Origin of the sequence: Bradyrhizobium sp. 157 (assembly GCF_023073815.1) — a bacterium.
In the GTDB taxonomy this organism is placed as follows: Bacteria; Pseudomonadota; Alphaproteobacteria; order Rhizobiales; family Xanthobacteraceae; genus Bradyrhizobium.
This window is the reverse complement of sequence record NZ_JADPKF010000050.1, coordinates 97,164-119,599: the sequence shown is the minus strand read 5'-3', so window position 1 is coordinate 119,599 and position 22,436 is coordinate 97,164. Positions and strand designations below refer to the sequence as shown.

25 protein-coding genes and 1 other RNA gene are annotated in these 22,436 nt (G+C 63.2%); 11 read left to right on the top strand and 15 right to left on the bottom strand.

Annotated elements, in window-relative coordinates; translation table 11 throughout:
• Positions 1-4: 4 nt before the first annotated feature.
• The 3 genes from IVA95_RS11640 (at position 5) to IVA95_RS11630 (ending at position 2,352) form a co-directional block, all read left to right on the top strand.
• Positions 5-220, top strand: coding sequence for a hypothetical protein (locus IVA95_RS11640; protein ID WP_247510599.1), 216 nt, complete (start codon positions 5-7; stop codon positions 218-220).
• Between the two features lie 11 nt (positions 221-231).
• Entirely contained in the window at positions 232-735 is a 504-nt protein-coding gene (locus IVA95_RS11635) for a TIGR02281 family clan AA aspartic protease (RefSeq protein ID WP_247510609.1), read from the top strand.
• Positions 736-852: 117 nt separating this feature from the next.
• Positions 853-2,352, top strand: coding sequence for a phosphomannomutase/phosphoglucomutase (locus tag IVA95_RS11630; protein ID WP_247510598.1), 1,500 nt, complete (start codon positions 853-855; stop codon positions 2,350-2,352).
• A 163-nt stretch (positions 2,353-2,515) separates the two neighbouring features.
• Here IVA95_RS11630 and IVA95_RS11625 read toward each other — a convergent pair whose 3' ends face one another.
• The 4 genes from IVA95_RS11625 to IVA95_RS11610 all read right to left on the bottom strand — a co-directional run bounded on the left by IVA95_RS11625 (position 2,516) and on the right by IVA95_RS11610 (position 5,491).
• The gene (locus IVA95_RS11625) at positions 2,516-3,016 is read right to left on the bottom strand and encodes an Lrp/AsnC family transcriptional regulator (RefSeq protein WP_213251081.1); all 501 of its coding nucleotides are present in this window, start codon (positions 3,014-3,016) and stop codon (positions 2,516-2,518) included.
• Positions 3,017-3,084: 68 nt separating this feature from the next.
• Entirely contained in the window at positions 3,085-4,047 is a 963-nt protein-coding gene (locus IVA95_RS11620; protein WP_247510597.1) for a sugar kinase, read from the bottom strand.
• Positions 4,048-4,110: 63 nt separating this feature from the next.
• Complete coding sequence (nudC, locus tag IVA95_RS11615; protein WP_213251078.1) at positions 4,111-5,061, bottom strand: NAD(+) diphosphatase; 951 nt, start codon at positions 5,059-5,061, stop codon at positions 4,111-4,113.
• A gap of 4 nt (positions 5,062-5,065) precedes the next feature.
• Complete coding sequence (locus IVA95_RS11610) at positions 5,066-5,491, bottom strand: HIT family protein (protein ID WP_247510596.1); 426 nt, start codon at positions 5,489-5,491, stop codon at positions 5,066-5,068.
• A 226-nt stretch (positions 5,492-5,717) separates the two neighbouring features.
• Between IVA95_RS11610 and ffs the strand changes: the two genes are divergently transcribed.
• The 5 genes from ffs to IVA95_RS11585 all read left to right on the top strand — a co-directional run bounded on the left by ffs (position 5,718) and on the right by IVA95_RS11585 (position 9,166).
• Positions 5,718-5,814: signal recognition particle sRNA small type (ffs, locus tag IVA95_RS11605), an RNA gene on the top strand.
• 109 nt (positions 5,815-5,923) lie between these two features.
• On the top strand, positions 5,924-7,765 hold the full coding sequence (locus IVA95_RS11600; protein ID WP_247510595.1) for a DNA polymerase III subunit gamma/tau: 1,842 nt from the start codon (positions 5,924-5,926) through the stop codon (positions 7,763-7,765).
• A 24-nt stretch (positions 7,766-7,789) separates the two neighbouring features.
• Positions 7,790-8,113, top strand: a complete 324-nt coding sequence (locus IVA95_RS11595) for a YbaB/EbfC family nucleoid-associated protein (protein WP_247510594.1) — start codon at positions 7,790-7,792, stop codon at positions 8,111-8,113.
• A 1-nt stretch (position 8,114) separates the two neighbouring features.
• Positions 8,115-8,720 carry a recombination mediator RecR gene (recR, locus tag IVA95_RS11590; protein WP_065726533.1) on the top strand — a complete coding sequence of 202 codons (606 nt, stop codon included), beginning with the start codon at positions 8,115-8,117 and terminating at the stop codon, positions 8,718-8,720.
• A 26-nt stretch (positions 8,721-8,746) separates the two neighbouring features.
• On the top strand, positions 8,747-9,166 hold the full coding sequence (locus tag IVA95_RS11585) for a hypothetical protein (protein WP_247510593.1): 420 nt from the start codon (positions 8,747-8,749) through the stop codon (positions 9,164-9,166).
• A 160-nt stretch (positions 9,167-9,326) separates the two neighbouring features.
• Here the strand turns inward: IVA95_RS11585 and IVA95_RS11580 are convergent, their stop codons facing one another.
• The 3 genes from IVA95_RS11580 to rmuC form a co-directional block, all read right to left on the bottom strand.
• Positions 9,327-10,760 (bottom strand): MFS transporter, encoded by a 1,434-nt coding sequence (locus IVA95_RS11580; protein ID WP_247510592.1) that lies wholly within the window; start codon positions 10,758-10,760, stop codon positions 9,327-9,329.
• 77 nt (positions 10,761-10,837) lie between these two features.
• Complete coding sequence (locus IVA95_RS11575; protein WP_247510591.1) at positions 10,838-11,143, bottom strand: GIY-YIG nuclease family protein; 306 nt, start codon at positions 11,141-11,143, stop codon at positions 10,838-10,840.
• 137 nt (positions 11,144-11,280) lie between these two features.
• Entirely contained in the window at positions 11,281-12,489 is a 1,209-nt protein-coding gene (gene rmuC, locus IVA95_RS11570) for a DNA recombination protein RmuC (protein ID WP_247510590.1), read from the bottom strand.
• A 182-nt stretch (positions 12,490-12,671) separates the two neighbouring features.
• On the opposite strand from rmuC, the gene def reads away from it, so the two are divergent.
• The 3 genes from def (at position 12,672) to truA (ending at position 15,134) form a co-directional block, all read left to right on the top strand.
• Positions 12,672-13,199: a peptide deformylase gene (def, locus tag IVA95_RS11565; protein ID WP_247510589.1), complete on the top strand. Its 528-nt coding sequence runs from the start codon at positions 12,672-12,674 to the stop codon at positions 13,197-13,199.
• A 139-nt stretch (positions 13,200-13,338) separates the two neighbouring features.
• On the top strand, positions 13,339-14,274 hold the full coding sequence (gene fmt / locus IVA95_RS11560) for a methionyl-tRNA formyltransferase (RefSeq protein ID WP_247510588.1): 936 nt from the start codon (positions 13,339-13,341) through the stop codon (positions 14,272-14,274).
• Between the two features lie 122 nt (positions 14,275-14,396).
• Entirely contained in the window at positions 14,397-15,134 is a 738-nt protein-coding gene (truA, locus tag IVA95_RS11555; protein ID WP_247510587.1) for a tRNA pseudouridine(38-40) synthase TruA, read from the top strand.
• 136 nt (positions 15,135-15,270) lie between these two features.
• On the opposite strand, the gene dapE is transcribed toward truA, so the two are convergent.
• The 8 genes from dapE to yihA form a co-directional block, all read right to left on the bottom strand.
• Complete coding sequence (gene dapE, locus IVA95_RS11550) at positions 15,271-16,425, bottom strand: succinyl-diaminopimelate desuccinylase (RefSeq protein ID WP_247510586.1); 1,155 nt, start codon at positions 16,423-16,425, stop codon at positions 15,271-15,273.
• Positions 16,426-16,548: 123 nt separating this feature from the next.
• Positions 16,549-17,190 carry a DUF805 domain-containing protein gene (locus IVA95_RS11545; protein ID WP_247510585.1) on the bottom strand — a complete coding sequence of 214 codons (642 nt, stop codon included), beginning with the start codon at positions 17,188-17,190 and terminating at the stop codon, positions 16,549-16,551.
• Positions 17,191-17,263: 73 nt separating this feature from the next.
• Positions 17,264-18,109 (bottom strand): 2,3,4,5-tetrahydropyridine-2,6-dicarboxylate N-succinyltransferase, encoded by an 846-nt coding sequence (dapD, locus tag IVA95_RS11540; RefSeq protein ID WP_247510584.1) that lies wholly within the window; start codon positions 18,107-18,109, stop codon positions 17,264-17,266.
• A gap of 190 nt (positions 18,110-18,299) precedes the next feature.
• Positions 18,300-18,995 carry a pyrimidine 5'-nucleotidase gene (locus IVA95_RS11535; protein WP_247510583.1) on the bottom strand — a complete coding sequence of 232 codons (696 nt, stop codon included), beginning with the start codon at positions 18,993-18,995 and terminating at the stop codon, positions 18,300-18,302.
• A 142-nt stretch (positions 18,996-19,137) separates the two neighbouring features.
• Positions 19,138-20,124, bottom strand: coding sequence for a DUF1036 domain-containing protein (locus tag IVA95_RS11530; protein WP_247510608.1), 987 nt, complete (start codon positions 20,122-20,124; stop codon positions 19,138-19,140).
• A gap of 158 nt (positions 20,125-20,282) precedes the next feature.
• The gene (argB, locus tag IVA95_RS11525) at positions 20,283-21,179 is read right to left on the bottom strand and encodes an acetylglutamate kinase (protein ID WP_065726541.1); all 897 of its coding nucleotides are present in this window, start codon (positions 21,177-21,179) and stop codon (positions 20,283-20,285) included.
• A gap of 168 nt (positions 21,180-21,347) precedes the next feature.
• Positions 21,348-21,731 (bottom strand): DUF423 domain-containing protein, encoded by a 384-nt coding sequence (locus tag IVA95_RS11520; protein WP_247510582.1) that lies wholly within the window; start codon positions 21,729-21,731, stop codon positions 21,348-21,350.
• The gene (yihA, locus tag IVA95_RS11515) at positions 21,731-22,381 is read right to left on the bottom strand and encodes a ribosome biogenesis GTP-binding protein YihA/YsxC (protein WP_247510581.1); all 651 of its coding nucleotides are present in this window, start codon (positions 22,379-22,381) and stop codon (positions 21,731-21,733) included. Before yihA ends, IVA95_RS11520 begins: the two co-directional genes overlap by 1 nt.
• Positions 22,382-22,436 lie beyond the last annotated feature (55 nt).

Genomic DNA, 22,436 nt, shown 5'->3' with positions numbered 1-22,436 from the left:
TCGGGTGTCATTGCCGGGCTTAACCCGGCAATCCATCGTTCTTGAGAAGAGGCTTTTTCTGAAGATTGATGGATACGCGGGTCAAGCGCGTATGACGATTGTTCCCGTTAACACTTCGCTCATCCTTTTCGTCAAAATGGCCTGCCCGGTCATCGCCGTTAGTCGCGATTTCGCGGCTGGCGTGGTGATATCGGCGGTCTGGCAATCGAGTGTGGCGTGATGCGTAACCTGATGATCCTTGCCGCCGTCCTGGTCGGCCTCGGCACCTACATGGCGCAGATGGCAGACAAGATGTCGCCGGCCTCGGCCTCCGCCAGCACGTCGTCAAACATGGCTCCAGCGCAAACCGTCGCGCGAGCCTCCGGCCGCAGCCTCGACATTCCCCGCGATGCGCGCGGCCATTTCCAGACCGACGGCCGCATCGATGGGCAACGCATCAACTTTATGGTCGACACCGGCGCCTCGATGGTGGCGCTGAACGAAAAGTCGGCGGCCCGCTTCGGCCTGCGTCCCTCGCGCAGCGACTACAATGCGACCGTCAGCACGGCCAACGGCACCATCAAGGCCGCGCGCACGCGGCTTGCCGTGATCGAACTCGGTGGCCTCGTCGTGCGCGATATCGACGCGGTGGTGCTGCCAGACGAGGCGCTGTCCGAAAACCTGCTCGGCCTGTCGTTCCTGTCGAAGCTGAAGCGCTTCGAATACGCCAACGGCAGACTGGTGCTGGAACAGTAAGGTTACCCGGCTACCAAACCGCCGCATTTGACCGTCAAAACGCGTCGGCCCGCCTTTCGCCCGGCCTGCGCTTTCGCTATGGCTGCGGTTCCCTCGCATTCACGACAAGGTCATCTCATGTTCCCGAAGCCCAAATCCGTGCTGGTTCCGAATACCTATGACTACGAATCCGGGCCGATGGTGAAGGCGACCGGCTTTCGCGAATATGACGCGCGCTGGCTGTTCGAGAAGGAAATCAATTTGATGGGCGTTCAGGCGCTGGGCATGGGGCTCGGTGCGCTGATTGCGGAACTCGGCGTCAAACAGGAAATCGTCACCGGGCACGATTTCCGCAGCTATTCGGCCTCGATCAAATACGCGTTGATTTCCGGCCTGATGGCCGCGGGCTGCAGGGTGCACGACATCGGGCTCGCGGTGACGCCGATGGCCTATTTCGCGCAGTTCGATCTCGACGTGCCCTGCGTCGCGATGGTGACGGCCTCGCACAACGACAATGGCTGGACCGGCGTCAAGATGGGCGCCAACCGCCCGCTCACCTTCGGCCCCGACGAGATGACGCGGCTGAAGGAAATCGTGCTCAACGCCGATTTCAAAAACCAAGCCGGCGGCTCCTATCAATTCCACGAGAACTTTCCCGCGCGCTATATCGCCGATCTCACCAAGCGTCCGAAGCTGAAGCGCAAGCTGAAAGTCGTGGTCGCCTGCGGCAACGGCACCGCGGGCGCGTTCGCGCCGCAGGTGATGGAGGCGATCGGTTGCGAAGTCATCCCGCTCGACACCGAACTTGACTATACCTTTCCGAAATACAATCCGAATCCGGAAGACATGGAGATGCTGCACGCGATCCGCAACGCCGTGCTCACGCACAAGGCCGATGTGGGCCTGGGCTTCGACGGCGACGGCGACCGCTGCGGTGTCGTCGACAACACTGGCGAGGAGATCTTCGCCGACAAGGTCGGCGTGATGCTGGCGCGCGACATGTCGGCGATCCACAAGGAAGCGCAGTTCGTGGTCGACGTGAAGTCGACGGGATTGTTCGTCACGGATCCGGTGCTGCAAAAGCAGGGCGCGAAAACCGCCTACTGGAAAACCGGCCATTCCTACATGAAGCGCCGCACCAACGAGATGGGCGCGCTGGCAGGCTTCGAAAAATCCGGCCACTTCTTCTTCAACAAGCCGTTCGGCCGCGGCTATGACGACGGCCTGGTCTCCGCGATCGCGATCTGCGAGATGCTCGACCGCGCGCCGGATAAGTCGATGGCGGACCTGAAAAATGCGCTGCCGAAAACCTGGTCATCGCCGACCATGTCGCCGCATTGCGCCGACGAGGCCAAATACGGCGTCGCCGACGCCGTGGTGAAGCACTTCGAAGCACTGCAGAAGAAGGGCGACAAGGTCGCCGGCCAGAAGATCCGCGATCTCGTCACCGTCAACGGCGTGCGCGTGACCGTCGAGGACGGAAGCTGGGGTCTGGTGCGGGCCTCATCGAACAAGCCGGAGCTGGTGGTGGTGGTCGAGAGTCCGGTGAGTGAGGCGCGCATGCGGGACATGTTCGAGGCGATGGATTCCGTGCTGCGCACGCATCCGGAAGTAGGTGAGTATAATCAGAAGATTTGAGGCGGGTGGCCGCGCGGCCACCCCACCCACGATCGTGGTCCCACGCGAAGGCGGGGGACCCAGTACGCCGCGGCCTATCGTTCAATCTCTGACGTCTCTGGAATACTGGGTCACCCGCCTTCGCGGGTGACGACAGCGGAGTGAATGGTCGCGCGGTCGCCCGTTACGCCGCCGGCACTGGCAGCGCGGTCACCGACTTGATCTTCTCCATCGCAAATCGCGAGGTGACGTTCTTCAGCGGCACGGCGCTGATCAGCTTTTTGTAGAACACGTCATAGCTCGCCATGTCGGCGACCACGACGCGCAGCATGTAATCGACGTCGCCGGCCATCCGGTAAAACTCCATCACCTCGGGCATGGCGCTGACGGCGTCGGCGAATTTGCGCAGCCAGGCTTCCGAGTGGTCGGAGCTCTCGACCGAGACGAACACGGAAATGCCGAGCCCGATCTTGTTCTGGTCGACCAGCGCCACTCGGCGCAGGATCACGCCGTCGGCCTCCAGCCGCTGGATCCGCTTCCAGCACGGCGTCGACGACAACCCGACGCGGTCCCCGATCTCGGCGACCGATAGCGACGCGTCCTCCTGCAACACGGTCAGGATCTTGCGGTCAATGGCATCCAGGCGGCGGCTGGCTTCAGGGAGCTGAACGGCGAGCTCGGTCATGAGAAGAATGTTCCATATGAAAGGTCTTATCCTCTCATATATAGAAAATTCTTCTATAGCAAGCCCACTTATTGGCCAGTGGGTGCCCGGTCGGCAGCCTGGCCGTGGCTCAAAAACTCTTCAACTTCAGCACGTTGAGGGGCTGCGAAGGCCCCGCCGAAGCGGGTGCATTTCAGCGCCGCCGCGGCAGAGGCGAATCGGAGCGCCTGCCGCAATTCCTGCTTTTCGGTGATCGCGAGCGCGAACGCGCCGTGGAACACGTCGCCGGCACCGAGGGTGTCCACCGTATGCACCGGGAAGGCCGGGGTTTCCTGAACATCTCCGTTCTCGTCGAGCCAGATCGTGCCCCTCGGGCCTCGGGTTCCCGCCAGAAACGACGGGGTCAGTTTTGCAATCTTCTTCAATGCCTGGGCGTCGTCGGTCACATCTGCGGTCTCCTGCAGCGGCTCGCTCGAGAACACCAGGTGAGTGGACGCATTCAACAGGCCCTCGCGGAGCGACATCGCGCGATCGACGTCGACGATCACGGGAATGCCGCGCCGCACGGCTTCGGCGCAAAGCTCGGTGCAGAATTCCGCGCAGCGGCTCTCGGTGAGAATGGCGGCGCAGTCGTCCAGCAGCGTATCGAAGTCGGGCAATTTCACATGCCACAGTTTCGGATCGCGGAAGGTTATGATGGTGCGCTCGCCGGACGGATCGATCATCACCGCCGAGATCGGCGTCACCAGTCCCGGCATGTGGATGAGATGTTTCGTGTCGATGCCCTCATGCGCCATCTGCTCGAAGATGAAGCGGCTCGATGGTTCCTTGGCATCGCCCATCGGCCCACAGATCGAGGCGCGGCCACCGAGCCGAGCGATACCGATCGCGCCATTGAGCGCGTTGCCGCCGCAGATTTCGTCGAATGCGGTAGCGTTCTCCTTGGAACCGCGCCCGGGGACACCCGGCGTATGAAAAGTGAGGTCACGCACCGGCATGCCGATGCAGAGGACACGCGGAGGTATTTTCGGCGCCTTGTCCTGAAAGTTCATGCGTGGATCCGTCATGTCGATTCAAGTCCCCAGTCAATTGAGCTGGCAAGCGCCGGTTCCCTGCTATGCGCCGTTATCTTTTCCGCCATGCAACCACTGACCGATCAAATGATGCGCAATGGCGAAGGGGTGCGCGGCAAACAGGCCGTCCGGGTGCTGGCGCTTGTGCATGAGAGCGACCTCGGCGCGACCGAACCAACGCGCGTCCTCGAGTTCTGCGCGATCGACCACGATTTCCTCGTTGAGCGCACGGGCAGAGCACCCGATCATCAGCGATGAGGGATAGGGCCATGGCTGCGTCATGTAATAGCTCACGTCGGTGCAACGAATGCCGGATTCCTCGAAGATCTCCCGGCAAACCGCGTCCTCGATCGTCTCGGCCGCTTCGACGAAGCCGGCGAGGCACGACCACATTCCGGGCATGAACTGCTTCTGCCGGCCGAGCAGGCATCGATCACCGTGCGTCACCAGCATGATTACGACCGGATCCGTGCGCGGAAAGTGCTCGGCCTTGCAGCTCGGGCACTCGCGCTTCCAGCCGCCTTCCTTCATCGCGGTGCGGGTACCGCAATTGGCGCAATAGCCGTGGCGCTGATGCCAGGTCACCATCGATTTAGCCATGGCGATCGCGGAGAGTTGTTCCGGCGGCACGGTGCCCTGCATGGCCATGCCGCGCAGCTCGGTTACGGCGACATCGTCGCGCGTCATCAGCTTCTCCACGGCCGCGGCCGAAATGCCCATGCCGAAAACCGGCGCGCCGTCGCGCAAGCCGAGAAAGATCGTGCCGGGATTGGCGCCGAGCTTCACCGCCTCTTCGATGCCGAGCAGCACGCGCGGCCCGTCCGTCTCCTGTTTCACCAGGAGCGAGTCGCGGTAGATCACATAGGCGCTAGCGTTGCGCTGGTTCTCGAGCGCGAACAGCTTTTCGTCATTGGTGCGCAGATGCGCGGCGCGATCCAGAATATGGGTAACGAAAGCAGGCTTCCCCAGCGGATACTTGTCGAATGCGGACATCTGTTCAACCCAACCAGATCTTGCGGCGAAGCGCGTTGATGAAATTCTGGACTTCCTCGGCGTCGTGCGCCAGCGGTGGCATCACGCCCCAGACCGGGCGCGGCCAGGCCGCATCGCTGGTGCGTCGCGCGATGACGTGGACATGCAACTGCGGCACCAGATTGCCGAGTGCCGCAACATTGAGCTTGTCGCATCTGGTGATCTCTTTGAGCGCCCGCGAAACCCGCGCGATTTCGGTCATCAACTGCGCCTGCGCGACGTCGTCGAGATCGATGATTTCCACCGCACCCTCCCGGCGCGGCACCAGCAGGAGCCAAGGGTAGTGCGCATCCTTGATGACCAGCACCTTGCACAGCGGCAAGTCGCCGATGTCGATGGTGTCCTTCTTGAGCTGGGAATGCAGCGACCAGGCGGAGGCGTCAGAGGGCATCAAGAGTTCCCATGCCCGATGCATGTCGGGCCTATAAGTGCCTTCTGGAGGGCACTCCTCTCGTTTCATAGCAAGGCGTCATCACCCGCGAAAGCGGGTGATCCAGTACGCCGCGGCGCTGCCGTTTCACCGATGGGCCGCAGCATATTGGATACCCCGCTTTCGCGGGGTATGACAGGGAAAGCCCCGCTTGCTTTCCGGCCCTTTTGGCCCCAAATAGGGATCGGGAGATTGGCGGTGGACGAGCCACTCGCCAACCGGGTCAGGTCCGGAAGGAAGCAGCCCTAACGAGGTCCGGATCGGGTCGCTCGTCAGTCTCCTACCTGTTTTTCGAGCGAAAAGCGCATGGAAGCGGCCGGGTCCGCGCCGTGCGCCTGATCTTGCTCCGTTCCGCAAGCCGGCCCTGAGAGACAATCAATTGCGGATCGACCGATGAGTGATGCTGGCGCTCCCCCCGATCACCCCGAAGGCGCCGGATCGGCCGGCTTCGATCTCGGCGGCAGGCCTGAGACCGCCAAGCCCTACCGGGTACTGGCGCGAAAATACCGCCCCTCCAGTTTCGACGACCTGATCGGCCAGGAGGCCATGGTCCGCACCGTCTCGAATGCGTTCGAAACGGGCCGGATTCCGCAGGCCTGGATCCTGACCGGCGTCCGCGGGGTTGGCAAAACCACCACTGCGCGGATTCTCGCCCGCGCGCTCAATTACGAAAAACCTGACGGTTCGGTGAAGGGGCCGACCATCCACATGCCGGACCTCGGCGTGCACTGCCAGGCGATCATGGAAAGCCGGCACATGGACGTGCTGGAAATGGACGCCGCGTCCCATACCGGCGTCGACGACGTCCGCCAGATCAATGACAGCGTGCGCTACGCGCCTGCCAGTGCCCGCTACAAGGTCTACATCATCGACGAAGTCCACATGCTGTCGACGGCCGCGTTCAACGCCTTCCTGAAGACGCTGGAAGAACCGCCCGAGCACGCCAAATTCGTCTTCGCCACCACCGAAATCCGCAAAGTCCCGGTTACGGTGCTGTCGCGCTGCCAGCGTTTTGATCTCCGCCGCGTCGAGGCGGATGTGCTCATGAACCATCTCGGCAACATTGCCGCCAAGGAAGGCGTCGAGGTCGAGCCGGAGGCGCTCGGCATCATCGCGCGCGCCGCCGAAGGCTCGGTGCGCGATTCGCTCTCTTTGTTCGACCAGGCGATTGCTCATGCGGCGGGCCCCGTGCGTGCCGACGCCGTGCGGCAGATGCTGGGTCTTGCGGATCGCACCCGGGTGATCGACCTGTTCGAGCATCTGGCGCGCGGCGACATCGCGAGCGCCTTCGGCGAATTCCGCTCGCAATATGACGTGGGCGCCGATCCGGTCGTGGTGCTGTCCGACCTTGCCGAATTCGTCAATTTCGTTACCCGCGTGAAGATCGTTCCCGCTACCGCCGACAACGTCGCTTTCGGCGAGACGGAGCGCGTCCGCGCCCGCGAATTTGCCGCCAAGCTGTCGATGCGGGTGCTGTCGCGGATGTGGCAGATGCTGCTCAAGGGCATCACCGAGGTGCAGACGGCAACGCGGCCGGCGGCGGCAGCCGAAATGGTGCTGGTGCGCATCGCTTATGTCGCCGACTTGCCGACGCCGGACGAAGCGATCCGGATGCTCGACCAAAACGGCGGGGGCGCGCAAATCGCCGTGGGCAGCGCGGCGCCAACGCGGGCTGCGCCCACCGGACCGGTGTCTTCAATCTCTGCCGCTTCGCCGATAAGGACGACTGCCTCGCCCCGCTCCGGCGCGGAAGCTTCCGCGCGCCCGCAGATGGCGCCGTCGGCCCAAACCGAGTCCGCGCCCGTTCTGCGGATCACCACTTTTCCGCAACTCGTCGCGCTCGCCGGCGAGAAACGCGATATTCTGACCAAGACGGCGCTGGAATCCGATATGCGCCTCGTCCGATTCGAGGACGGGCGGCTGGAAGTGGCGCTGGAGCGGAATGCGGCGCGCGGGCTCGTCAACGACCTCTCCCGCAAGCTGGAACTGTGGACAGGGCGGCGCTGGACCGTGATCGTCTCCAACGAGGCCGGCCAGCCGACATTGCGCTCGCAGAACGAGCAGGCGAGAAACGAGCACGCCCGCGCAGCCGAGGCCGATCCGCGCGTCCAGGAGGTGCTGGCGCGGTTTCCCGGCGCCAAGGTCGTCGAGGTGCGAAGGCTTGCCGCCGAGCCGCCGGAATCCAATATTATCACTGACGACTTGAACGAGACTTCCGACGGCGACGACGACTGATCGGACTCTCGAGAGGACGGATGAATGGCTGATTTTCTCGGCATGATGAAGCAGGCGGCGGAGCTGCAATCCAAGATGCAGGCGATGCAGGAAGAACTCGGCAATCTCGAGGTCGAGGGCATTTCCGGCGGCGGGCTGGTTGCCCTGCGCATGACCGCGAAGATGGAAGTGAAGGGCGTGAAGATCGATCCGTCACTGATGAAGGCCGAGGAGCGCGTAGTGCTCGAGGACCTGCTTGTCACCGCGCATAACGACGCCCGGCGCAAGGCGGAAACCGCGGCGATGGAAAAGATGCAGGCGCTGACTGGCGGGCTCGGCCTGCCGCCTGGACTTCTTGGTCTCGGCTGAAATGGCAGCAAGCGTTGCCGGCCCTGAAATCGAACGCCTGATCCAGCTCCTGGCGCGCCTGCCCGGTTTGGGTCCGCGCTCGGCGCGGCGCGCGGCGCTGCACCTGATCAAGAAGCGCGAGGCGCTGATGACGCCGCTGGCTGGCGCGCTGCAGGTGGCAATCGACAGGATTCAGGTCTGCAAGACCTGCGGCAATATCGATACGCAAAATCCCTGCACCGTGTGCACCGACCCGCGGCGCGATCCTTCGACCATCGTTGTGGTCGCCGACGTCGCTGACCTCTGGGCGTTGGAGCGGGCGAATGCGACCAACGGCCGCTATCATGTGCTCGGCGCCACATTGTCGCCACTCGACGGCGTCGGTCCGCAGGACCTGACCATTGACGCGCTGGTCGCACGCGCGCACGAATCACAAGTCAGCGAAATCGTGCTCGCGCTGAACGCCACGGTTGATGGCCAGACCACAGCCCATTACATCACCGATCTCCTGCAGGACGCCAACGTCAAGATCACCCGGCTTGCCCATGGCGTGCCTGTCGGCGGCGAGCTTGATTATCTCGACGAAGGTACGCTATCGGCTGCCATGCGGCAGCGAACGCTGTTCTAACCATCACCAAACGGAACTGATCGAAAATGACGAAACCACGATTCGGCAAGCGCTATTGTTTTGCGGTCATCATGGCGGCGGCGCTGATCGCGCCGTCCGCGTGGGCGCAGCAGGCCGAGCCCGCGCCGAAGCCCGGCAAGCCGATCAATGCCGGCGACGTCCTGTCGGGTGAACTCAACGCCATGAAGGGCGGCAAGAAGCGCGCCGCGACCTACCAGATCATCAGCGAGCCGCGCCGGCTGCCGCCGCCGAACGGGCTCTGCAATCTCGAAACGGGACCTGAGACGTTCCAGCTCGTCACCAGCAGCGAGGCGCAGGCTGCACAGTTGAAAAATTTCATCGGCAAGGAAATTTCGGTCAAGGTCGACGAAGTCGCCTGCGCGCAGGATGCCGGGCAAATCAGCGAGGCCGTGGTCACGAAGTGGAGCGTGGTGACGAAGCATTGAGGAACTGTTGTCCTTGCCACACATACCGCTGTCGTCGCCCGGCTCGACCGGGCGATCCAGTACGCCGCGCTCTCTCGGCTCTATCGCAACTGTTCTGGAACACTGGATCACCCGCTTTCGCGGGTGACGACGATTTGGGTTTGCGGATGCCGGCGAGCAACTAAACCCGCACCGGCCCCACCGCCTCAAAATGCCCGCGCCGTTGCAGCCACGCCATCAGGATTAGGCTCGGCACCGCGAGCACGACGGAGAGGATGAAGAACAGCGGCCAGCCCGTGGCCTCCGCCACATAACCCGCGCCGGAAGACAGGTAGGTGCGCCCGATCGCCGCCAGTGCGGTGAGCAGCGCATATTGGGTCGCGGTGTGCAGCGGATTCTGGCACATCGCCGAAACATAGGCGACGAAGATCACGGTGCCGATCGCGCCAGTGAAGTTTTCCGCCGAAATGGCGGCGGCCAGCGCCCATTGGTTGGTGCCGATAAAGGCGAGCCACGCAAACACCAGATTGGAGATCGCCTGCAGCACGCCGCCGATCCACAGGCTCGCGACCAGCGAATAGCGCCGCGCCAGATAGCCGCCGGCAAAACCGCCGATCAGGGTCGCGACGAGGCCGACGCCCTTGACGATCGTGGCGTAGTCATTGCGCGTAAAACCGAGGTCGATCACGAATGGCGCGGTCATAGTGCCGGAAAACGCGTCGGTGAATTTGAACAGGACCACGAACGCGAGCGCTGCAAGCGCGTCTTTGCGCTCAAGAAAATCGAAGAACGCGCAGATCGCCGCCCTTACAATCCGGGTTTCCAGCAACCGACGAGGCAGAATCCAGCAGATCAGACGGAGCACCAGCCTGAGCCCTCGCTTTTTGCTCTGCGGTAGATCGTATTCCCAATGGCCTTCCGCGCGCTGTGACGCTTCGGGCTCCGTGGCAGCCAGTGCGGTGACGGTGCCGATCAGCACCAAGGCGGCCATGACAACATAGCCCCACATCCACGCTGCGCTGCGCCCGATGCCGGTGTCTTCGAACGCGCTCACTAAAAAAAGCACGCCGGCGGTCGAGATCAGCATGCCGATCCGGTAGGCCGCGACGTAGGACGCCATGCCGGCGGCCTGCTCGCTTTCCGGCAGGCTTTCAACGCGAAACGCATCGACCACGATGTCCTGAGTCGACGACATCATCGCGACTAACAGTGCGCCGAGCGCCACGAACAGCGGCGAGCGCGCAGGGTCGGTCAGCGCCAGCAGCAGGATTGCGCCGATCAGGAGTAGCTGCGAAAACACCAGCCAGCCGCGCCTTCGGCCAAATGCTCTCGTGAAGAAGGGCACATGCAGCGCATCGACCAGCGGCGCCCAGATGAATTTCAGCGTGTAGGGCGTGCCCACCAGCGCGAACAGCCCGATCGTTCCGAGATCGACGCCGGATTCGCGCATCCACACCAGGAGCGTCGATCCGGACAGCGCCAGCGGCAGCCCTGAGGAAAATCCGAGCAGCAGCACGATCAGCACGCGCGGCTGCAGATACACGGCCCAAGCCTCGCGCCAGGAGGGCGCGGGGGCTTTCTCAGTTGAAACGGAAGTGGATTCTGGTGTGGTCATGGAGGGGTGTTAGCAGATTTCGCAACAAAAAGACTGTCATCGCCCGGCTTGACCGGGCGACCCAGTATTCCAGAGGCCTATCCGCCGCCCCCGGCAATTTCAGGATAAAGATCAATCCAGTCCGGATTTTGTTTCTCGATCAGCGAGATCTTCCAGGCTCGGGGCCATTTCTTGAGCCGCTTTTCGCGCTGGATCGCGTATTCGATTTGGTCGAAGATTCCGAAATAAACGAGCCGGGTCACCTCGTGCTTTTTGGTGAAGCTCTCGGCGACCTTCAACTTATGTTCGCCAATGCGTCGGATCAGGTCATTTGTCACGCCGATGTAAAGCGTTCCACCGATGCGGCTGGCCAGAATGTAGACGTAATAGCTGTGTGTTCCCAACTGCGGCCTCTGGGATACTGGGTCGCCCGGCCCCGGCTACGCCAAGGCTATCCCTGTGCGGCTCGCCGAAGCTTTAGCGGAGGCGGCAAGCCGGGCGATGACAGCTGGATATGTGGTTATAGCTTGGCAACGACCCGCTACTCCCCCGCCTGCAGTTTGCGCGGGGCGGGGAACAGTTCGGGCGCGCTGTTCTTGACGAAGCGTGGCACTTCCACCGGCGCATCGGTCTTGCTGAAATCGAGTTCCTCGATCCGACCGGCGCGCTTTTCGATCTTTTCGGCGGAGATCAGGATCTGCCGCACATCCTCGTTGACGTCGCTAAAATGCTTTTGCAGCTTCAGCACGCGGTCGCGCAGGCGGCCGAGGTCATCACCGAGGTTGAGCACCTCGGTGCGGATCTGGTCGGCGGCGTCGCGCATCCGCGCGTCCTTTAAAATCTGCTGCATCACCTGGATCGCCAGCATCAACAGTGAGGGCGATACCAGCACGACGCGGGCGCGGTAGGCTTTCTGGATCACGTCGTCAAAGCCGTCATGGATTTCGGCATAGACCGATTCCGATGGCACGAACATCAGCGCCGTATCCTGGGTCTCGCCGGCGATCAGGTACTTCTCGGCGATGTCATTGACGTGTTTCATCACGTCGTTGCGCAGGCGCTGCGTGGCGAATTTTCGCTCCTCGTCGGTGCGCGCGTCGTGCAACGCGGTCATCGCCTCCAGCGGAAATTTGGCGTCGATGCAGAGCGGCCGCTGATCCGGCAGGAACACCACGCAATCCGGCCGCTTGCCGGACGAGAGCGTGTACTGGAACTCGTACGAGCCTTGCGGCATGCCGTCCTGCACGATTGCTTCCATCCGCGCCTGGCCGAAGGCGCCGCGCGACTGCTTGTTGGCGAGCACGTCGCGGAGCGTGGTCACCTGAGAGGTCAGGTCGGTGAGGTTCTTGTGCGCGTTGTCGATGATGCCGAGCCGCTCATGCAGCACCCGCAAGCTATCCATGGTGTGGCGCGTGGTCGCTTCCATCGACTGGCCGACGCGATGCGTCACCGAATCCAGGCGCTCGTTGACCGCGCGCGCCATCTCGGCCTGGCGTCCGGCCAGCGCCTGCGCCATGGCGTCAACCCGCCCGGTCGATTCGCTCTGCGCCCGCAGCATCTCGCTCAGCCGCTCTTCCAGCTCGTCGGCGCGGATCGCCTGGGCCATCGCCAGTTCCGCGCCCCGGCGGCCGGAGCGGGCGATGACGATGGCAATCGCCAGCAGCAGCACCAACGCGAGCGCGCCGAAGCCCGCCAGCGCCTCGCCCACGTGAATCGGCAGGTCGCCGACGGTGAAGAGAATTTCGTTCATGTCAGCCTTGTAGCCCGATTCGCTGGCTTGCGCGAACGAAGAGGGAACATTTATGGTAAATGCCGGGTTAATTTTCGTGGTTAACGCCGCCTTGAAAATCATGGTTAAGGGCGCCTTAACGGCCGCTGCGGCGCATTGACCCCGGCAGGTCAGCGGCTTAAATCCCGCGCCAGAGAAAAATCATGGCCATCAGAGAAATCATCATCCTGCCGGACAAGCAGTTGCGGCTCGTCTCCAAGCCTGTCGAAAAGGTGACGACGGAGATCCGTAAACTCGCCGACGACATGTTCGAAACCATGTACGACGCGCCCGGCATCGGTCTGGCCGCGATCCAGGTCGCGGAGCCCCTGCGGCTGATCACCATGGATCTCGCCAAGAAGGATGAGAACGGCGAGACCAAGCCGAAGCCGCGGGTGTTCATCAACCCGGAGATCATTTCCTCGTCGGAGGAAATGTCTGTTTACGAGGAGGGCTGCCTCTCGATCCCCGAATATTACGAGGAGGTCGAACGCCCGGCGCGGGTTCGTGTCCGCTACACCGATCTCGACGGCAAGGTGCATGAAGAGGACGCCGACGGCCTGTTCGCCACTTGCATCCAGCATGAGATCGACCACCTCAACGGCGTGCTGTTTGTCGACTACCTGTCGAAGCTGAAGCGCGACCGCGTGATGAAGAAGTTTACGAAAGCCGCCAAGCGCGCGTCTGGATAGACCCCACTCTTTCCACCGTCATGCCCGGGCTTGACCCGGTCATCCACGTCTTTCTTCCTTGCCGCACCAAAGACGTGGATGGCCGGGACAAGCCCGGTCATGACGAGTAAAATAAATCGTTCCCGGGAATCTCTACCTCATGCCACTCCGCCTGATCTTCATGGGCACGCCCGTTTTCGCAGTGCCGACGCTGCTCGAACTCGTGGCCCACGGCCACGAGGTTATAGCCGTTTACACTCGCGCGCCGAAGCCTGGCGGCCGCCGCGGGCTCCAATTGCAGCCGACCCCGGTCGAGCAGGAGGCGCGGCGGCTCGGCATACCTGTGCTGACACCCACGACGCTGAAAACGCCGGAGTCGCTGGCCGAATTCCGCGCGCACAATGCCGACGCTGCCGTCGTCGTCGCCTACGGCATGATCCTGCCGCAGGCCATTCTCGACGCGCCGCGCTACGGCTGCTTCAACCTGCACGCTTCGCTGCTGCCGCGGTGGCGCGGTGCCGCCCCGATCAACCGCGCCATTATGGCCGGCGATGCCGAGACCGGTGTGATGGTGATGAAGATGGATGTTGGCCTCGACACCGGCGACGTCGCGATGGCCGAGCGGCTCGCGATCACGGACGCCATGACGGCGGCCGACCTGCACGATGCGCTGGCGCCGCTCGGTGCCGACCTGATGGTGCGCGCCATGGGCGGGCTCGAGCGTGGCGGGTTACAGCTCAAGAAACAAAGCGAAGACGGCGTGACCTACGCCGCCAAGATCGACAAGGCCGAGGCGCGGATCGACTGGAAGCGACCGGCGCGGGAGGTGCTGCGGCATGTTCATGGGCTGTCGCCATTTCCGGGTGCCTGGTGCGAGTTGTCCACCGACGGCGAGCCGGCGCGGGTCAAGATTCTGCGCTGTGAGTTGGCGAAGCGAGCCGGTGCTCCCGGTGAGGTGCTCGACGATGGTTTGACGATCGCCTGCGGCGACGGCGCAATCCGCATTCTGGAACTGCAACGCGAAGGCAAGGCACGGATGAAGGCGCCGGATTTTTTGCGCGGCACGCCGCTGAAGGCTGGTGCGCGGTTTTCTTAGCACTGTCATACCCCGCGAAGGCGGGGTATCCAGTACGCTGCGGCCTTTAGAGATTGAGCCGCGATGCCGCGGCGTACTGGATCATCCGCTTTCGCGGATGATGACAGCCCCACTGGATTGAGATGCCCCGCTACAAACTCATCATCGAATATGACGGCACGCCGTTCTCCGGCTGGCAGATCCAGGATAACGCGCCGACCGTGCAGGGCGCGTTGGAAACTGCGGTGAAGGCGATCTGCGGCGAGGACGTGCGCGTCCATGGCTCGGGCCGCACCGATGCCGGGGTTCATGCACTGGCGCAGGTCGCGCATTGCGATATCCAAAAGCCGTTTCCGCCGGGCCGCCTGCGCGACGGGCTGAATGCGCATCTGCGTCCGCACCCGATCGGGGTGCTTTCGGCGGAAATCGTTGCCGATGATTTCGAGGCACGTTTCTCCGCCAAGCGGCGCCACTACCGCTACCGGATCACCAATCACCGCGCCAATCTCGCTCTCGATATCAAGCGGAGCTGGCGGGTGCCGCGGCATCTCGATACGGATGCGATGGACGCCGCAGCCAAGAGGCTGCTCGGCAGGCACGATTTCACCACCTTCCGCGACACCGAGTGCCAGGCGAAATCGCCGGAGAAAACGCTCGACCAACTCGACGTCATCAGGGATGGCGATGCAGTTTCGATCCTCACCTCGGCGCGTTCGTTCCTGCACAGCCAGGTGCGCTCGATGGTGGGCTCGCTGGTCTGGGTCGGCGAAGGCCGCTGGAGCGCCGACGACCTCGCCGCCGCTTTAGCCGCCCGCAACCGCGCCGCCTGCGGCCCGGTAGCGCCGCCGGAGGGGCTGTATCTGGTGCGGGTGGAGTATTAGGTGCCGCGCCGTTCCTACCAACTAGTCGTCATACCCCGCGAAGGCGGGGTATCCAGTACGCTGCGGTCTTAACGACTGAACCGACAGGTCACGGCGTACTGGATCGTCCGCCTTCGCGGACGATGACGGCGGTGAGCTACGCAAAATACCGCTCCAACACCCCGCGATAAATCTTCGTCAGCTTCTCCAGATCGGACACCGGCGTGCGTTCGTCGATCTGGTGCATGGTCTGGCCGACGAGTCCGAACTCGATCACCGGGCAGTAGTTAGAGATGAAGCGCGCGTCCGAGGTGCCCCCGGATGTCGAGAGCTCCGGCTTGCGTCCGGTGACTTCCTCGATCGCGCTCACCGCGAGATCGGTGAACGCGCCGGGTTTTGTGACGAACACGTTGGAGTTGGAATACTCCCACACGATGCGGGCGCGGATGCGGTTGCCGCAGGCTTTTGCCAGCCGTTCCTCGACCAGCCCGCGCAGCGTCTCCTGGGTGTGGTTGTCGTTGAAGCGGATGTTGAACTTTGCGCGCGCCTGTCCGGGGATGACATTGCTTGCGGTGTTGCCGACATCGACCGAGGTGAATTCGAGGTTGGAGGCCTGGAACTGCGCACTGCCGTGATCGAGCGGCTCGTCGGAAAGCGCCACGATCAGCCGCGAAATGTCCGGCACCGGGTTCGATGCGCGGTGCGGATAGGCGACATGGCCTTGCACGCCGTCGACATAGAGCGTGCCGGATTGCGAGCCGCGGCGGCCGATCTTGATGCAATCACCCAGCACCTCGACATTCGATGGCTCGCCGAGGACGCAATGATCGAATTTTTCGCCGCGCTCGGCGCACCATTTCAGCAGTTTGATGGTGCCGTTGACCGAAATGTCCTCTTCGTCGCCGGTGATCAGAAACGAGATCGAGCCTTTGGGCTTGCCGCCGTGGTCGGCGAGATATTGCAGTACGGCTGCGACGCTGCAGGCGATGCCGCCCTTCATGTCGACCGCGCCGCGGCCATAGAGGAAACCGTCCTTGATCTCACCGGAGAATGCGCCGTGCGTCCACGCGGCCTCGTCGCCGGGTGGCACCACGTCGGTATGGCCGGCAAAGGTGATGTGCGGCGCCTCGGTGCCGATCCGGGCGTAGAGATTATCGATATCGGCAGTACCCGGCTCGCCGAAGGTGACGCGATGCACCTCGAAGCCGGCGTCTTTCAAAAGGCGTTCGAGCACGCCGAGCGCACCGGCATCGGCAGGGGTGACAGAAGGGCAGCGGACGAGCTCGCGGGTAATGGAAACAGCGTCATTCATAGCCCGGCTTAACACGCCAAACCGGCGACGGGCTAGTGCCGCCGATTTGAAGTCCCTACAGCGCAAGCTGCAAGTTCGGTTAGGGACTTCAAATCGAAAAACGGCACTAGAATGTTGAATCTGCTAATGCCCGTTGCTTTCCGAAGTTCGCGAAAGATAGTCGCCGCGATGGAACGCGAACTTCGGAAAGTGGGCATTAGCCTTGTGCGGCACCATTTCGATCTCGCTCTGCTGATCCCAGCGCGGCCGCGTATCGGGCCGCGGCTGCGGCGCCAGCGGGTCGGGGCCGAACCGGTTGGTCTTTCGCGAGCCATTGAGGCAGTAGATCTCGACGAAGCCCCAGAAGCCAAAAATAAGTGCCATCAAGCCAAGGAGCCGCGGCAGGTAATAACCGGGCATCTGGTCCGCGAACTCGTTATAGAGACCGGGCAGCACGAAGAACGGCAACATCCACCATCCACTCTTGTCGCGGTCGTGCAGTCGCTTGATCGAGGTGGCGAGATGAACCCATAGCAGAAGCGCGGTGCCGAGCAGCTTGACGAGGAGCGTAGGGAAGTCGGCCAGCTTCAGCGTCCGATAGACGTCGGGATTTACCAGCTTGAAGATGTCCTTGGTGCCAATGCTGATCGATGTCGGTCCGCCGAACAGGCTCTGGATCGCCACGATCACCGTGCCCAGAAAGCCCAGCATGATCAGCCCGGCCAGCCACAGCTTGGCGCGGTTGATGCGGCCGTCGAATCGGAACAGGTACCAGGTCCAGTTCATGCCCAACGCTCCGGACTGCGGCAGAATCGCCGCGATCCCGTACGTTAGTCGCGTGGAAAAACTCCCGGTTCGATTAATCCCGCAGCAGCTCGTTAATGCTGGTCTTGGCGCGGGTGCGCTCGTCGACGCGCTTGACGATCACGGCGCAGGCCGTGGACGGGCCGGGCTGGCCGTTCTTCAGCGGTTTGCCGGGCAGGGCGCCGGGAACCACGACAGAGTATTCAGGAACCTCGCCGATGAAGGTCTCGCCGGTTTCGCGGTCGACGATCTTGGTGGAGGCGCCGAGGAATACGCCCATCGCCAGCACAGCGCCCTTGCGCACGATCACGCCCTCGGCGACCTCCGAGCGCGCGCCGATGAAGCAATCGTCTTCGACGATTACAGGCTCGGCCTGCAGCGGCTCCAGCACGCCGCCGATGCCGACGCCGCCGGAAATATGGACGCGCTTGCCGATCTGCGCGCAGGAACCAACGGTCGACCAGGTGTCAATCATGGTGCTCTCATCGACATAGGCGCCGAGATTGACGAAGGACGGCATCAGCACAACGTTACGGGCGATGAAGGCCGAGCGGCGCACGATCGCGCCGGGCACGGCGCGAAAACCCGCATCGCGAAAACGGTTCTCGCCCCAGCCCTCGAATTTCGACGGCACCTTGTCCCACCAGGATGCCTTACCGGGGCCGCCGGGAATCTGGCCCATGTCGTTGAGGCGGAACGACAGCAGCACCGCCTTCTTCAGCCACTGATTGACTTTCCACTTGCCGCTGGCCTCGCGCTCGGCGACGCGCGCCTCGCCCTTGTCGAGCAGTTCGAGCGCGTGATCGACGGCCTCGCGAACCTCGCCCTTGGTCGACGTCGAAATGCCGTCGCGGGCATCGAAGGCGGAGTTGACGGTGGATTCGAGCGCGGAGAGGGACATTGGGATTTCCTCGGGATTTCGGGCGGAGCGGGGGCTTTTTCGGGATTTGGAGGGGGAGAGTCAAGGCAGGTTCGCTGTCATCGCCCGCGAAAGCGGGTGATCCCGTACTCCGTGACGTCGGAGGCTCATTTCGAAGGCCGCGGCGTACTGGATGCCCCGCTTTCGCGGGGCATGACAGCTAGGTGGTGGCCTAACCGCCGCTAGCCAATCTCTCCAAAAACCCCGTCAGATCGTCCGTCACATGATCGACGTAAGCCGCATCGCGGCCTTCCAACTCCCAGTCCTCGCGCACCACTTCCTTGGCGCCGTCGGGCACCACCAGCACCGTGGTCATGCCGAGCTGATGCGGTACCACGAGATTGCGGGCGAGATCCTCGAACATCGCGGCTTTGGCAGGATCGACGCCGTGGACGCGCAGGAATCTCTCATAGGTCTGCGGCGCCGGCTTCGGCTCCAGTTCGGCGGCGATGATGTCGAACACCGCCTCGAAATGCTCGCCGATGCCGAGCCGCGCCAGTACCGCGCCGGCGTGGTCGGTGGAGCCGTTGGTCAGGATCAGCTTGCGTCCGGGAAGTTTCGCGATCGCTGCCCCCATCGCGGGGTTCGGCTCCAGCGGCGAGTGATCGATCTCGTGGACGTAGGCCAGATAGTCGTCGGCGTGCACGCCATGCTCCGTCATCATGCCGCGCATGCTGGTGCCGTAGCGGCGGTAATAGTCCTTCTGGATCACGCGGGCTTCTTCCGCGGAGATTTTCAAGTACGCGCTGATGAATTCACCGATCCGCGCGTCGACCTGCTGCCACAGATTGACGTGGTGCGGGTACAGCGTGTTGTCGAGATCGAACACCCAGGTGTCGATGTGGCTGAAGGGGCGGGGTGTTTTCATCGTACATCCTCGCTGTCATGCCCCGCGAAGGCGGGGCATCCAGTACGCCGCGGCCCTTGAGAGTAACAACGGGCGTCTCGGAGTACTGGATCACCCGCCTTCGCGGGTGATGACGGAAAGAGTTTGAGAGAGCGTAGTTTCATCACGGCATCGCAAATCGCAGCGTCTTGCCGCCGCTCGACATATCGACCGGCGCAAAGCCGATTGCCGCAAGCCCGCGGGTGCCGCAATCGCCCTGTTCGGATATCTCGAACTTGCTGTCGCGGGTGCATAGCTCCTTCGGGCCGCCCCAGTTCAGCGGCTTGTCCCGGTATTTAATCGCACGGTTTTCGCCGTCGACCGCTTCGGCAAAACTGTAGACCTGCTTCGGCTGGCCGATCACATCGGGATGCAGGCACTTGCCGGGATCGATGCGGTACCAGCCGCGGCTGGTCACCGCCTTGCCGTCGTCGGTGGCGACCGCCGCCATGATCCTGTGCGGCGTGTCGTTGCACCAGGTCAGCCCGGTGGAGGAGGGCTTTTGCACGGCGTCGATCATGGTGGCGAAGAAATTTTGCGACTGTACGATTTCGGCCGCCAGTCCGCGGCTCTTCAGGAAGGCGCTCAAGGCGGCCTGCGTTTTCGGCCCGTCGACGCCGTCGATCGGCGCGGCGTCATAGCCTGCAATCACCAAAAGCCGCTGGATGCCGGCGAGCCGCGCCTGCTCGTCGTCATACTCGGAATCCTCGGCGAGATAGGCAACGAGATTGCCGTCGTCGGTCCGCGTCGGCGTGATCTGGGTAAAGGGCGCCGGCGTCTGATTGCCGCGGCATTGGCGGGCGGCGGCGATGACGAAATTGTCCGGCGCGATGCACAGCGTGTCGCTGCCGTTCTGCGGGATCGGCGAGGCGCCGTAGACGCCGAGTGCGCGCGCGTTCAACAGGATGCGGTCGGCGGTCAGCGCGCCCTGCAGCACCACGCGGCAGGCGGCCGGATCGATCCGGAACCAGCCGCGCGTCGCGGTCGCCGATTTCTCGTCGATGCCGATCGCGGCCTCGACGACGTAGCTCATGCGGTTGCAGAGTTTTAAGTCGGCGAACGCGGGCAGTGAAGAAGCGAACAGCGACATCGCGGCGGCCGGCAATGACATCAGAATGCGAGTTAACGCGGAGCGAGGTGGCCGCCGTGTTCCCCGCTCGTCATGCCCGGGCTTGTCCCGGGCATCCACGTCTTTCCTTCGGCGGTCGATAAAGTCGTGGATGGCCGGGACAAGCCCGGCCATGACGTTTTCCTTTTGCCGCTCGTGCATCACTTGTGGATCAGCGTGCCGGTGCCTTGATTGGTGAACAACTCCAACAGCACCGCGTGCCGCATCTTGCCGTCGATGATGACCACGCCCTGCACGCCCTGTTCAAGCGCGTAGATGCAGGTCTCGACCTTCGGAATCATACCGCCGGAAATCGTGCCGTCGGCGATCAGTTTTCGCGCGTCCTTCACCGATAGTTCCGGAATCAGCTTCTTCGACTTGTCGAGCACGCCGGGAACGTCGGTCAACAGCAGCAGCCGCTTGGCTTTCAGCGCACCAGCCACCGCGCCGGCAAACGTGTCGGCGTTGATGTTGAGCGTGTGGCCGTCATGCGAAGTCGCCAGCGGTGCCAGCACCGGGATCAGTTCATGGCCGATCAACTGGTTCAACAGCGTCAGATCGACCTTGTCGGGGTCGCCGACGAAGCCGAGATCGATCGCCTTCTCGATGTTGGAATCCGGATCGACCATGGTCCGCGACGTCTTGGTCGCCTTCACCATGTTGCCGTCCTTGCCGGACAGTCCGACGGCCTTACCGCCGGCCTCGTTGATATAGCCGACCAGTTGCTTGTTCACCGAGCCCGCCAGCACCATCTCGACGATCTCAATCGTCGCCGCATCGGTGATGCGAAGCCCGGCGGCAAATTCCGACTGGATGCCGAGCCGCTTGAGCATGGTCGCGATCTGCGGCCCGCCGCCATGCACCACGACAGGATTGATCGCGGTCTGCTCCAGAAGCACGATGTCGCGCGCAAACGCCTTGGCGGTTTCCTCCGCGCCCATGGCGTGGCCGCCATATTTGATGACGATGGTTTCCTCGTCATATTGCTGCATGTGCGGGAGCGCTTCCGACAGGATGCGGGCCTGATCGAGCGGGCTGATATCTTGCGCTGATGTCATGAAGCGGGTCTCGCCATTCTCGAATGTCGGGCCGGGTTCTATCCGATTGGCGCGCAGGGCGCAAAGTGGGGATCGCGAAGGCCGTAGCCCGGATGGAGCGAAGCGAAATCGGGGAAACCTCCATCAAGTCGCGGCATCGGCCCCGGATTGCGCTTCGCTCCATCCGGGCTACGGAATTCTCACCCCCCGCCGTGGCCAGGCTGCCGCCACCGCCAGTGCCAGCCAGCTCGCAATCAGCAGCGTCCCGCCAGTCGGCGCGGCCATCGTAAACAGCCCATGCCCGGCATAGTGCCGCAGCGTCAGATCGCCGGCAAACAGGCCCGCCGCAACCACGAAGCCGAAAGCGGCCGCGATGCCGATTGTCGCGTGAACGATCCCGCGCTCGGCCAATGCGACGGCGCCTAATACGGCGCTGGAGTGAAACAACAGCATCGACGACGCCGACATCAGCCGCGACGCATCCGCGCCATGGGCGGAGGCGGCCGCCAGCATGACACCGTCAGCGCCCATGATGGCAGCGAGCACGATCAGGATGCGGCCGGCGCGGTTCATCAGCGGCGCTCGTTCAAGAGGCGCACCATCGCAGCGCGCAATTCCGGCATGCCGGCACCGGTGCGCGAGGATGTCACCAATACGTCCGGAAACGCCGCCGGATGCTTGGCGAGCGCGGTCGTGGTTTCGGCGATGTTCTTTTGCAGCTCGGCGGCCTTCACCTGATCCGCTTTCGTCAGCACCACCTGATAGCTCACAGCGGATTTATCCAGCGTCTTCAGTACGTCCTGATCGACATCCTTGATGCCGTGGCGCGCGTCGATCAGCACATAGACCCGCGCCAGCGTGGCGCGTCCTAACAGGAATTGATGGATCAGCTTGGTCCAGGAGGCGACCTTGGTTTTCGGCGCCGAGGCATAGCCGTAGCCGGGCATGTCGACCAGCCGCAGCCTGGCCTTGTCAGGTCCTTCGAAGAAGATCAGTTCCTGGGTGCGGCCCGGCGTATGCGAGGTGCGCGCCAGCGCGTTACGGCCGGTGAGCGCGTTGATGAGGCTCGATTTGCCGACATTGGAGCGCCCGGCAAACGCCACTTCCACGCCGGCCATCGGCGGCAGCGTCTCGATCGAGGGCGAGGCCCAGACGAACTTCCACTCGCCGGCGAAGAGTTTTCGTCCCTCTTCGATCAGCTTCGCATCGGTTTCGGCGGTCATGCGAAGGTCCCAGATACATCGTCATGGCCGGGCTTGTCCCGGCCATCCACGTCTT

Bases quoted from the DNA above. Each gene is read 5' to 3' on its own strand.
- IVA95_RS11635 (WP_247510609.1), top strand. From the start codon at position 232: ATGATCCTTGCCGCCGTCCTGGTCGGCCTCGGCACCTACATGGCGCAG.
- IVA95_RS11630 (WP_247510598.1), top strand. From the start codon at position 853: ATGTTCCCGAAGCCCAAATCCGTGCTGGTTCCGAATACCTATGACTAC.
- IVA95_RS11625 (WP_213251081.1), bottom strand. From the start codon at position 3,016: ATGACCGAGCTCGCCGTTCAGCTCCCTGAAGCCAGCCGCCGCCTGGAT.
- IVA95_RS11620 (WP_247510597.1), bottom strand. From the start codon at position 4,047: ATGAACTTTCAGGACAAGGCGCCGAAAATACCTCCGCGTGTCCTCTGC.
- nudC (WP_213251078.1), bottom strand. From the start codon at position 5,061: ATGTCCGCATTCGACAAGTATCCGCTGGGGAAGCCTGCTTTCGTTACC.
- IVA95_RS11610 (WP_247510596.1), bottom strand. From the start codon at position 5,491: ATGCCCTCTGACGCCTCCGCCTGGTCGCTGCATTCCCAGCTCAAGAAG.
- IVA95_RS11600 (WP_247510595.1), top strand. From the start codon at position 5,924: ATGAGTGATGCTGGCGCTCCCCCCGATCACCCCGAAGGCGCCGGATCG.
- IVA95_RS11595 (WP_247510594.1), top strand. From the start codon at position 7,790: ATGGCTGATTTTCTCGGCATGATGAAGCAGGCGGCGGAGCTGCAATCC.
- recR (WP_065726533.1), top strand. From the start codon at position 8,115: ATGGCAGCAAGCGTTGCCGGCCCTGAAATCGAACGCCTGATCCAGCTC.
- IVA95_RS11585 (WP_247510593.1), top strand. From the start codon at position 8,747: ATGACGAAACCACGATTCGGCAAGCGCTATTGTTTTGCGGTCATCATG.
- IVA95_RS11580 (WP_247510592.1), bottom strand. From the start codon at position 10,760: ATGACCACACCAGAATCCACTTCCGTTTCAACTGAGAAAGCCCCCGCG.
- rmuC (WP_247510590.1), bottom strand. From the start codon at position 12,489: ATGAACGAAATTCTCTTCACCGTCGGCGACCTGCCGATTCACGTGGGC.
- def (WP_247510589.1), top strand. From the start codon at position 12,672: ATGGCCATCAGAGAAATCATCATCCTGCCGGACAAGCAGTTGCGGCTC.
- fmt (WP_247510588.1), top strand. From the start codon at position 13,339: ATGCCACTCCGCCTGATCTTCATGGGCACGCCCGTTTTCGCAGTGCCG.
- truA (WP_247510587.1), top strand. From the start codon at position 14,397: ATGCCCCGCTACAAACTCATCATCGAATATGACGGCACGCCGTTCTCC.
- dapE (WP_247510586.1), bottom strand. From the start codon at position 16,425: ATGAATGACGCTGTTTCCATTACCCGCGAGCTCGTCCGCTGCCCTTCT.
- IVA95_RS11545 (WP_247510585.1), bottom strand. From the start codon at position 17,190: ATGAACTGGACCTGGTACCTGTTCCGATTCGACGGCCGCATCAACCGC.
- dapD (WP_247510584.1), bottom strand. From the start codon at position 18,109: ATGTCCCTCTCCGCGCTCGAATCCACCGTCAACTCCGCCTTCGATGCC.
- IVA95_RS11535 (WP_247510583.1), bottom strand. From the start codon at position 18,995: ATGAAAACACCCCGCCCCTTCAGCCACATCGACACCTGGGTGTTCGAT.
- IVA95_RS11530 (WP_247510608.1), bottom strand. From the start codon at position 20,124: ATGTCATTGCCGGCCGCCGCGATGTCGCTGTTCGCTTCTTCACTGCCC.
- argB (WP_065726541.1), bottom strand. From the start codon at position 21,179: ATGACATCAGCGCAAGATATCAGCCCGCTCGATCAGGCCCGCATCCTG.
- IVA95_RS11520 (WP_247510582.1), bottom strand. From the start codon at position 21,731: ATGAACCGCGCCGGCCGCATCCTGATCGTGCTCGCTGCCATCATGGGC.
- yihA (WP_247510581.1), bottom strand. From the start codon at position 22,381: ATGACCGCCGAAACCGATGCGAAGCTGATCGAAGAGGGACGAAAACTC.